The following is a 10171-nucleotide window of genomic DNA, read 5'->3' as shown; positions in this document are numbered from 1 at the left end:
CTTAAAGAGTTTTTTGAAAGCCGCATCTTCAGTTTAGAAGATTTGGAAGTCTCGCTCAACCAGTGGGCGGAGACCGAGAATACGCTGATGATGGTGGAAAGTCTCAAAACTCGCAGTACTAGCGGTGAGGTCGGTAATGTTGAATTCTACGATAATTGGTTTTTGCAAAATGGTAAAATTGCTATCCACTTTGCTGGAGTAATTCAGTATCCTGATAGCACGTATGCCAATGCAGGAAAGGTCAATGGAGCAATTCCTGCATCTCCTTTAGGTAAGCTCTACAAAGAGCATATCGGTTTCATTAAAGCAAAAAATGTCGAAGGATTACTCGACCAGTACAGCGAAGATCTTCTACTAATTAGTACCCTGACTGAAAATCGCCAGCCGCTCTATATCCGTGGGCGACAGCAGCTCAAGGAGTTTTTTGAAAGCCGCATCTTCAGTTTAGAGGATTTGGAAGTCTCGCTCAACCAGTGGGCGGAGACCGAGAATACGCTGATGATGGTGGAAAGTCTCAAAACTCGCAGTACTAATGGCGTAGTTGGCGAAATGAGTTTCTACGATAATTGGGTATTGCGCAATGGCAAAATTGCCGTTCACTTTGCTGGTGTCGTTCAATATCCCGATGGGTCATACGCATAGATACGTTCTTGTCCAGCTTTAGTAAGGATCTAAGTTATGGCTTGGCTCAAATTTTCTCAGATGGCAATAAGCTGCAAAGATCCAATTGCAACTGAAAAATTTTACACGAAATATTTCGGCTTCCAACGCGCTCGGGTCGCACCGCTTGGCAAGGAACAGATTGTGTTTCTGAAATTGGGTGATATGTATCTTGAGTTGATCCAAGCAAAGGAAGAATCTCCTGCTTACCAGATTCGTAACGATGGACCAGCCTACCCAGGCTGGCGACACCTGGGGTTCCAGGTCGATAATGTCGATGCTAAGCTAGCGGAAATGGGCGAGGATGCCAAAATTTCTCTAGGACCACTCAACTTTGACGAGTTTATCCGCGGATGGCGATCGGTTTGGATTACCGATCCAAACGGTAACATTATCGAAATTAGTCAAGGATACACCGATCAGGATAATCCGCCGTCTTTAGAGGCGAATGAAGTTGCTTCTATTTACTGAAAATATAAACGCTGGCACATAAGAGCAAGATAGTCAAATCAAAAGATTGTCAACTTACATCGAAATTTCGCTCCTTGCGTCAGTGTTTTTTAGTCACTAAGCTGAAAGGCATTCTAACTAAGAATTAGAGCTGACTTTGAGCTACTCAAGAGATGTAGGCACACTACATGAGCATCGGTTGATTTAGTTAACAGTAAAAGGAGCCACTATGGATTTACAAAATAAAGTAGCAATTGTTACAGGAGCTAGTAGCGGCATTGGAGCGGCGATCGCCAAAAGCTTAGACGCAGCGGGGATGAAGCTGTTGATTACAGCGCGATCTCCAGAAAAACTGGCAGAACTTGCCGCTCAAATGAGCAATGAAACGGTAATTGTACCTGGGGAAATCACCGATTCTGAATTGCCACAACACTTGGTTGATGTAGCTTTAGAAAAATTGGGTCGTCTGGATGTTGTCATCAACAATGCCGGTGTAATGCATATGATGTCAATTGAGGATGCAGACATCGAAGCTTTGTGTAAAATGATCCGGATTAATTTTGAGGCTGTAGTGCGAATGAGTTACATAGCACTGCGGCATTTCAAGCAACAGGGTAGTGGCTATATTATCAATATGTCTAGTATCTCTGGGCTGAAAACGACTCCCAAGTTAGCTGTTTATGACGGTACTAAGCACGCCTTAGAAGCTTTTACTGATTCCTTGCGGATGGAGTTGGCTGGTTCTGGTATTGGTGTTGCCACAGTTGAGCCTGGTGCAGTTGCTACTAACCTGTATGACTCTTGGAAATCGCGTGGGATGAAAGGTTATGACGAGCTTGTGCCAAACCCACTTCAGAGCGAGGATGTGGCTCGTTGTGTTCGATTTATTCTAGAGCAACCAGGTAATATTCTGATTCCTAGACTTTTAGCTGTACCAGTAGCTCAGCCAGTGTAGGTAGACTTTTACTGGTGTCAATGAAAGCAGTAGGGTACGTTTTGGTTATCGATTCAAAGATCTTGAAGATCCCCCAACCCCCTTAAAAAGGGGGCTTTAAGTTTTCTCCTTTTTAAAGATTTTGAAGACCCCCCAACCCCCTTAAAAAGGGGGCTTTAAGTTTTCTTCTTTTTAAGAGAGTTAGGATAAATCTTGCCTTAAGCAAAAAGCATTAAATTAAAAACTTTGACTACAGAAATAAACAAAATAAACTCTTATTATTTTAGATTTTACTAGTTAAAAAATTACCCATATGTGATTTCACAATTAAACCAAGAAAATTGCTACATTCAAAGTTTTTCAAGCGACATTTAACAAAAAACTAATTACAACAAAACAATCTTAACATCAGACAAAATAACAGCCCTTGCTCTTACTTAAGTCAATTGATAAATTTAAAACATAGACTTCTACCTTCACTTCTAGGAAGGAGAAACAAGGGTCAACAATGGCAACAGCTACTACTAATTTTACAGATATTCTAACTAAATTTCCTCAAGTTAGAAAATTGTGGTCGAATGTAAATGTTACAGATTTTGGACCTTACTACGAGGCTTTACAAACACGATTGATCGATCGCATTTGGAATGATGAATTACTTAAGCAAGAAATACTAACCGATCCGAAAACCGTTTTTGCACGAGAATCGAATATTACCTTTCCCAGCAATGTAGAAGTTAGGGTTTTAGAGGAACCAGAAGATACCTTTTACTTTGTGATTCCTGAAGCTCCGCCAGCAGAAGAGCAATGGTATCGGTACGAGCAACTTGCTACCTGGTGGATGTTGGGTCATACTTGGTGGACAACGTACTATTATCTTTGTGGTGCTGAGAAAGCAAGAGCTTACAGAGAGAACTTGCAAGCATTATGGATCGCTCGTATTTGGACAAATGAGGCTTTTCATGAGAAGATTGCCTCCAATCCAAAAGCGACGTTTGAAGCAGAAATGGGAGCAGTCTTTCCTCCCAACTTGAAGATTCAGACCCTACAGGAAACCTCAAATCTCATTTATTTCATCCTACCTAAAAATCCGCAAGTCGAGCGACTAGACGAAAATTCTCCGATGGGGCAGTGGTGGCAAGTATCCCACACCTGGTGGTGGTGGTTGGTTAATTTACGTTTCCGACAGCCAGCAAAGAACACAGTAACAGGGATAGTTAGCTAAACGAAGAGCTATGTTGAGCAGCGATGTAGAGAACAGCTGTTTTGCTACGGCGATCGCTTCTACATCTCATTTTCAGAAAAACAATTTTATGCAAAATCTTATGCAAACCTTCATCAAAGTCAATGGCAAACAGTATACGACAGACGTTGAGCCACGGTTGCTACTTGTGGATTTTCTCCGCGATATTCTAAATCTAACGGGAACAAAGAGTGGCTGCGATACGGGACAGTGTGGTGCTTGTACGGTAATGCTGAATGGGATGTCAGTAAAAAGCTGTACGGTCTTAGCAGTACAAGCTGATGGTAGCGATATAGTGACAATTGAAGGCGTTGCTCAAAATGGTCAACTGAGTGCCTTGCAAGAAGGTTTCTGGAACATGCACGGTCTACAGTGTGGGTATTGCACGCCAGCTATGATTATGTCACTCATGGATCTATTACAAAACAATCCTAGACCTAGCGAAGCGGAAATCCGAGATTGGCTTGATGGTATTTTTTGCCGTTGTGGTGTCTACCCAAACGCCATTCGTGCCGTACATTATGCTGTGGAAAAAAATGCTGTGGAAAAAATGCAGCCGGAATCTCTAACAGCTAAGCCAGAATCTGTAACGGCTAATGAGTATTTACCAATTGCACGAACAGCTAATGTATCCTTAAAGGCAAAAAGTCAATGAGGAATATTGTCGCTGATGTCAAACGCTGGTGGAATCAGGGTGACTCTGTGGCACTAGCAACTGTTGTCTGCACTCAAGGCTCAAGTCCAAGAGAGCCTGGATCTGTCATGGCTGTATCGAGTAGTGGCGAGGTCGCTGGCTCTATTAGCGGTGGGTGTGTTGAAGGAGCAGTAGTTGAGGAAGCACTGGCAGCGATCGCACTTAATCAGCCACGGCTAGTTACCTATGGAGTGGCTGATGAACTGGGCTTTGTGGTTGGTTTGACCTGTGGAGGTACTATTCAGGTTTTCGTGGAACCCCTCGTACACAAGTGCCTTGGGAGAGAGCTGCCAATGAGTATTGTCTTTGATGCCATCTGCAAAGCATCCGAGCAGCCCATAGCACTCTGTACGTTGGTTGAGGGGACGAATGTTGGAGCTAAGATGTTAGTGACCGATCGCGGTGCGATCGCTGGTTCTCTTGGCAACACAGAGCTGGAGCAGGTGGTGACTCGTGACGCTCAAAGGCTTTTAACTCAAGGACTGAAAAACTTGAGCTACTATGGTGCTAATGGGGAATGCAGTCAAGCAAATGTAGCAATTTTTATTGAGTCCTTTGTACCCCAGCCGCACTTAATTGTAATTGGGGCTGTTGATTTCGCTCGATCGCTTTGCAAACTAGGTAAAATACTAGGTTACCGGATAAGCGTATGTGATGCTCGGTCTCGCTTTGCCACGCCAGCACGCTTTCCTGAAGCTGACGAGATCGTGGTGGACTGGCCCGGTCAGTATCTCCAAAGCACCCAGATAGACGCTCGTACTATTATTACCGTACTCACTCACGATCCTAAATTTGATGTTCCAGCGCTGCTAGCCGCTGTACGTACCCCAGCAGCTTACATTGGTGCGATGGGAAGCCGCAAAGCCACCGCAGATCGAGTCCGTCGCCTTAAGGAGGCTGGACTTAATGAAACTGAACTGGCTCGGATTTGCGCCCCAATTGGGCTGGATATTGGTGCTAACACTTTAGAAGAGACGGCTGTGTCAATTATGGCTGAGGTTATCGCTCTTAAGAGCGGGCGTAGTGGCTGTAGGCTCTCTCAGACCCAAAAATCAATTCACGTCAAGTAAGAACATGGGACAGGTTGCTATTGCTATCCTTGCTGCTGGTAGAGGTTCTCGGTTTGGAGGGGATTCTCCTAAACCTTTAGCAATGTTTAGGGGGCGATCGCTAGTTTCCTATGCTCTTAAGGCTGCTGGTGAAAGTGGTCTTGCCCCAATTTTACTCGTCGTCGGTTACAATTTCCAGCAAGTAGCCGCGGCAGCCTTACCAGGTGTGAATATAGTACATAACCTTCAATGGCAAAGTGGAATTGCTTCAAGTCTAAAACAGGCTGTGTGGATGTTGGAGCCGAATAGCTCTATTGATGCTCTCTGTATTGGGCTTGCCGACCAGCCATTTGTGACTGCTGCTTGTTACCGTCGTCTCGTAGCTACCTATCATGAAGGAGCTTCTTTTGTGGTAGCTACCTATAAAGGAACTCGGTGCAACCCCGTCCTCCTTGCTCGTTCGTTGTGGATTGATGCCATGAAACTTGAGGGGGACGAAGGAGCTAGGCAGTTGATGCGAGTTTACCCAGTTGTGGAAGTCAGTTGCGATCGCATCGGCAATCCACATGATATCGATACTAAGGACGACCTCCAACAATTAGAATCTGAAGTGGTTCCCAAAAACTGGACAGAGGGTTAAGCCCTGAACGACTCAAACAATAATACTAACCAGAGTATAGAGACGTGCTTCAGCACGAGCAAAGAGTTTTCCTAGCTTTTGCCCAAAAGCCTTCAGTGTAATACTCTATTGGGAGAGTGCTTCTAACGTAACACCTGGTACAAAACACTTACGACCTCACACATAGCAGAATAATTTCGCACTTGAAAATGTCCCTACTTAGAGGCACGATTGAGCTTTATTGAGACGCAATATTCTCTTTGAAACGAATATCAGTCTCCTCAGCACCGATTTTTGCAACACAGCCCCGGGATTAAATCCATATCAATAATGCCTGATTTTGTTCCAAGTTTTTCACTTTGTTAATTCTAAGCTAAGGTATCAAATTCAACACCCAAATAACTGTAGTGTCTATTAAGACAAAGAGACTGACAAACAGAGTGGCTTTCAAGTCGCACTTTGGCTTTCAGGGATTGCATATGCTACTTAGTTGGCTCTCTGAGCTTCGAGTAGTACGGTGGCAAAAACTGAAAGTAGTCGAAATGCTACCTCAAGTCAAAAAACGGTTCAAAATTATTAATCCGGTTTAACAAATTTTCAGCAAGACGGTAATGCAATTAAATCAAGTAATAGGTCTATGACTCCTACTTTTGGATAGCAATAGCAATTCTAGAACTTATTAAGTATCAGCAAAGGAATTAGAGATGGTTAAGCTCGCTTCTTCAGCCGCTAATTTAGATCTTCGCGCACCTATTTTTACAACCTTAAGTAAAGGAATTGGTGGAGATTGGTTGCAACGCATCATACTAGTTTTAGTGGATTACATGCTTCTATCTTTGGCATGGCATACCACCCAGACTCTTTGCATTCCTCTAGATTTTCCCTGGAAGTTGAATAACTTACTTTTACCTATTCCGATTGCTCATATTGGGATCATGGCAGCACGAGGATTATATAACTCTAATGAAGAATACTGTAACTATTTAAGCCCAATCGAAGCACTCACTTTATCACATTTTTTTCTGCTAGGTATTAACTTTTCCTATCAGTCACATCATTTTCTTCCCTGGTCTACTTTCTTCTGGGCTTGGCTACTCAGCATACTGTTATCTTTAGTTGGGCGAATATGTGTGAAATTTACTACTAAAAAGTTACGCCAACAAGGTACAATCTGCAATCCAATTTTCATCATTGGTTTTCCAAAAGATCTTGAAAAAGCCACTCAGTTGCTAGTGCAAGAAAACCATTACAGAATTATAGGATATTTGCCAATTCACACGTTAGGAAAACATGGTATGGAAAAGGTGATTGAAGAAATCACTGTTTCAGGAGCAGCCGAAGTCTTTGTCTGTTCTTGGCACAAAATAGAGCAACGAATGTTTCTTTATTGGAGATTACGTAATAATGGTATAACACTAAATATTTTGCCACTTAGCTTAGAAGAAATAGTGGAAGAGAAGACGGGGGCATTTTTATCACTAAAAAGCGGCGTACCTTTCTTTAAACTTTCTCCTCCATTAATTGCAGGATTAGATTTTCGGCTCAAGCGTTGTTTTGACTTTTGCCTAGCCGTTCTAATAATCTTATTTTTATCACCTCTATATCTGGCGATCGCGCTTTTGATTGAACTAGATTCTCCTGGTCCTATATTTTATCAGCAAACTCGCGTAGGTTTGCATGGTAAACACTTTAATGTTTGGAAATTTAGAACAATGGTTAATCATGCAGATAAGCTTCAAAAGGAATTAGAAAGATTCAATGAAATGAAGGACGGTGTATTATTTAAGATTCAAAACGATCCGCGTATTACAAAAATCGGACATATTTTAAGACGTTATAGTTTAGATGAATTACCCCAAGTATTCAATGTGATTTGTGGTGAGATGAGTCTAGTTGGTCCGCGCCCACTACCGCTTAGAGACATCGAGAAACTTTCGGAAGCTCAATTAATTCGTCACGAAGTTCTACCAGGAATAACTGGTCTTTGGCAAATATCTGGTCGTTCGGAAATTAAAAACTTTAGAGATGTGTTGCTCTTGGATATTTCCTATATAGAAAATTGGTCGTTGTGGTTAGATTTGCAAATTTTGCTAAAAACAATTGTGGCTATAGCTCAGAAAACAGGAGCTTATTAAAAAATATCGATCGTTCGTGTATTAAAGATTTTTTATGGAATCTCAAGAACATCTCAATTTAGATTTGCAAAAGTATTGGGAGAGCCTAAAACGCAATTGGCTACCTGCTGTAGCTACCTTTGGATTAGTTTCTGTCCTTGCGACCTTAGTAGCGTGTTTGCAACAACCTGAATACGAAGCTCAAGGAAAGCTGTTATTAAAAATCAGCCGTACTCCCTCCCTAACAGGGGTAGGTCAACAACTAGAAGAATTAGATCCTCCTCTAGCAGCAAAGAGTAGTCCTCTCAATACAGAAATAGAGATTATTCGTTCTATTCCTCTCGTACAACAGACGATTAACGCACTTAATTTAAAAGACCAAAACGGCACTCCTCTAGATCCACAAACAATTATCAAACAACAGCTCGATGTCAAAAATATTGGAGCAACAGATGTATTACTAATTTCTTATAAAAGTAATGACTCTACACAAGCTGCGGTAGTAGTCAATAAACTCATGAACCTATATATCACCAGGAATTTACTTGCTAATCGTACTGAAGCTGTTACGGCGAACAAATTTATTGCCAAGCAATTGCCCATAGCTGAAGCTAGTGTTAGTCAAGTAGAAGCGGCTTTGCGCCAATTTAAGGAAAAAAATCAAATTGTAGCTTTGGATGAGGAAGCTAAATCGGCAGTCAAGATTATTGAGGAGCTAGAAAACAAAATCAAACAAACTGAAGCTGACCTTGCTGATGCTACTACTCGGTCGGCAAATCTTCAACAGAAAGTAGGTATGACTTCAAAGGATGCCTTAGCTATAAACTCTCTCAATCAGTCGTTAGGGGTGCAAAAAGTTCTAGAAGAATTTCAACAAGTAGAAAGCCAAATAGTAGTCCAACAAAATCGCTTCTTAGACGATAATCCTACGATTATTGATTTAAAGCGCAAAAGAGATAGCCTCACAGCTTTATTGCACGATCGCATTCAACAGGCGCTTGGCACTCATACACAAGTATCTAATCGAAATTTACAAATTGGAAAAAGTCAACAAAAACTGATTGAAGATTTTGCTGCTATGGAGGGAACGCGCTTAGCTCTAAATAGTCGTTTGGCTTCATTGTCTAAAGCTCAATCTAGCTTTAAAAAACGACTCAATACTCTACCCAAATTAGAACAGGAACAGCGAGAGCTACAGCGAAGACTAGCAGCGGCTCAGTCTACTTACCAAACCTTATTGCAGAAATTTCAAGAAGTGCGGTTGGCAGAAAACCAAAACACAGGTAATGCCACTATAATCGAAAACGCTCTGGTTCCTAGAAAAGCATCAATTCGGAAACCAGCTTTAATTATTATTTTAGGAATTTTGCTAGGAATTTTTCTTTCTACGAGTGCTGTTCTCATTTTAGAAATCACTGATAAATCTATTAAATCTCTTCGAGAAGTTAAAGTTTTTTTTGGATATGCAGTGATAGGTAATATTCCTTATTTTGGGAAAATAGTTAACATCCATCGCCAGAACGGACAACAAAATATTCCGCCAGTCTTTGTGAGAGATATGCCTGATTCGCCTATTAGCGAAGCATTCAATATCCTTCAAGCTAATCTAAAATTTTTCCACCTGTTGCATTCCTCAGACAGCACCTCATTTCAAACTACTCAGGCAAGAGGAAAAATCAAGCCATCTCTCAGTCTCGGAAATTTTGTCAACAGTTTGAGGACTTCAAATAAAGCTTTTAAAACAATTGTAGTCACAAGCTCTATTCCTAAAGAAGGTAAGTCTACAGTTTCAGCTAATTTAGCCGCAACTATGGCAGAAATAGGGCGTAAAGTCTTGCTAGTAGATGCCAATATGCACCATCCAATACAGCACCAAATTTGGAGATTGACTAATACATCTGGCTTAAGCAATATTCTAACCAGTCAGGCTGGATTTGAGGTTATAGAAAAGTCTGATGTGGCTAATTTGGATATTTTGACCGCTGGAGTCATACCTCCTAAACCAATAGCTCTGCTAGACTCCCAACGGATGTCTTTGCTAATTGATTATTTTTCTGCGCGTTACGATTTTGTAATTATCGATGCACCTGCTTTTAGCCATGCAGCTGATGCTCTAACTTTGAGTCACATGAGTGATGCTGTTTTGTTTATAGCACGACCTGGATTACTTAACTATGTCAGTGCTGAGGCAGCTAAGGAGTTATTAGAGCGTTCTAGTCAAAAATCTCTGGGTTTAGTCATTAATAGTTGGAGCCAAGGAGAAAAATTTAATGCTTCCTTATTCTCTGCCGGGAAAATCAATTTAAAAAACATTAATATAGCTTCTAAAAAAGCTAATTTAAAATGCAATAGTTATACTCATAATTCTGCTTGAGAATTTACCACTTTCTGTAAGACGTAAGTACTCG

General features: G+C 41.4%; 9 protein-coding genes. All 9 read left to right on the top strand.

Annotated features, from left to right (window positions below):
* Nucleotides 1–642: nuclear transport factor 2 family protein (locus ACRC32_RS17910; protein ID WP_438555241.1), on the top strand; the 642-nt coding region annotated here is incomplete at its 5' end.
* Between the two features lie 36 nt (nt 643–678).
* Complete coding sequence (locus ACRC32_RS17905; RefSeq protein ID WP_438555240.1) at nt 679–1131, top strand: VOC family protein; 453 nt, start codon at nt 679–681, stop codon at nt 1129–1131.
* A 208-nt stretch (nt 1132–1339) separates the two neighbouring features.
* Nucleotides 1340–2065 (top strand): SDR family oxidoreductase, encoded by a 726-nt coding sequence (locus ACRC32_RS17900; protein WP_438555239.1) that lies wholly within the window; start codon nt 1340–1342, stop codon nt 2063–2065.
* Between the two features lie 487 nt (nt 2066–2552).
* Nucleotides 2553–3269, top strand: coding sequence for a hypothetical protein (locus ACRC32_RS17895; protein WP_438555238.1), 717 nt, complete (start codon nt 2553–2555; stop codon nt 3267–3269).
* Between the two features lie 100 nt (nt 3270–3369).
* Nucleotides 3370–3942 carry a (2Fe-2S)-binding protein gene (locus ACRC32_RS17890; protein WP_438555243.1) on the top strand — a complete coding sequence of 191 codons (573 nt, stop codon included), beginning with the start codon at nt 3370–3372 and terminating at the stop codon, nt 3940–3942.
* Nucleotides 3939–5051, top strand: coding sequence for an XdhC family protein (locus ACRC32_RS17885; RefSeq protein WP_438555237.1), 1113 nt, complete (start codon nt 3939–3941; stop codon nt 5049–5051). The genes ACRC32_RS17890 and ACRC32_RS17885 overlap by 4 nt, the downstream gene beginning before the upstream one ends.
* A gap of 4 nt (nt 5052–5055) precedes the next feature.
* Nucleotides 5056–5670: a nucleotidyltransferase family protein gene (locus tag ACRC32_RS17880; protein WP_438555236.1), complete on the top strand. Its 615-nt coding sequence runs from the start codon at nt 5056–5058 to the stop codon at nt 5668–5670.
* Nucleotides 5671–6353: 683 nt separating this feature from the next.
* Entirely contained in the window at nt 6354–7784 is a 1431-nt protein-coding gene (locus tag ACRC32_RS17875) for a sugar transferase (protein WP_438555235.1), read from the top strand.
* Nucleotides 7785–7818: 34 nt separating this feature from the next.
* Nucleotides 7819–10137: a GumC family protein gene (locus ACRC32_RS17870; RefSeq protein WP_438555234.1), complete on the top strand. Its 2319-nt coding sequence runs from the start codon at nt 7819–7821 to the stop codon at nt 10135–10137.
* Nucleotides 10138–10171: the final 34 nt, after the last annotated feature.

The sequence above is a fragment of the Chroococcidiopsis sp. genome (assembly GCF_051657925.1).
Taxonomy (GTDB): domain Bacteria; phylum Cyanobacteriota; class Cyanobacteriia; order Cyanobacteriales; family Chroococcidiopsidaceae; genus Chroococcidiopsis.
Note: the sequence above shows the minus strand (reverse complement) of the source record. Positions and strands in the feature narration are given on the sequence as shown.